Consider the following 1011-nt stretch of genomic DNA (forward strand, 5'->3'; position numbering starts at 1 on the left):
CACCACCAGGATTTCCAAAAACTGGAAAGCGCGTGGCGTGGCCTGAGTTATCTGGTGAACAACACCGAAACCGATGAGATGCTTAAAATTCGCTTTATGAGTATTTCCAAGCAGGAGCTGGGACGTACCCTGAAACGTTACAAAGGTGTGGGCTGGGATCGCAGCCCGCTGTTCAAGAAAATCTACGAGCAGGAATACGGCCAGTTTGGTGGCGAACCTTTCGGTTGCCTGGTCGGTGATTACTACTTTGATCATGGCCCACAGGATGTGGAGTTGCTGGGAGAGATGGCACGTATTGGCGCAGCGGCACACTGTCCGTTTATTACCGGTGCGGCACCCGAAGTCATGCAGATGGAGTCATGGCAGGAACTAGCGAATCCACGCGATTTGACCAAGATTTTCCAGAACACTGAATATGCTGCCTGGCGCAGTCTGCGTGAATCAGAGGATTCACGTTATCTCGGCCTGGTGATGCCACGTTTCCTTGCTCGTCTGCCATACGGTATCCGTACTAATCCGGTGGACAGTTATGATTTTGAAGAGCAAACGGATGGCTCTGATCATGGCAATTACGCCTGGAGTAACGCCGCCTATGCGATGGCAGCCAACATCAACCGTTCCTTCAAAGAGTACGGCTGGTGCACCTCAATCCGTGGTGTGGAATCGGGCGGGGCGGTAGAAAACTTACCGTGCCATACCTTCCCGAGTGACGATGGTGGTGTGGACATGAAATGTCCAACTGAGATCGCCATCAGCGATCGTCGTGAAGCGGAGCTGGCGAAAAACGGTTTTATGCCACTGGTACATCGTAAAAATTCGGACTTCGCGGCCTTTATTGGTGCGCAGTCATTGCAGAAACCGGCGGAATACCACGATGCCGACGCTACCGCCAATGCGCGTCTGGCGGCGCGTCTGCCGTATATGTTTGCCTGCTGCCGCTTTGCTCACTATTTGAAGTGCATTGTGCGTGACAAAAAAGGCTCATACCGTGAACGCCTAGACCAGGACACA

The 1011-nt window shown here is 52.8% G+C and carries 1 protein-coding gene; it reads left to right on the forward strand.

Features of this window, described 5'->3' with window-relative positions:
- Positions 1-1011: type VI secretion system contractile sheath large subunit (gene tssC / locus QMM04_RS22695; RefSeq protein ID WP_282997131.1), on the forward strand; the 1011-nt coding region annotated here is incomplete at both ends.

The organism is Pantoea sp. Pa-EAmG (assembly GCF_030024295.1).
GTDB classification, from domain to species: domain Bacteria; phylum Pseudomonadota; class Gammaproteobacteria; order Enterobacterales; family Enterobacteriaceae; genus Pantoea; species Pantoea dispersa.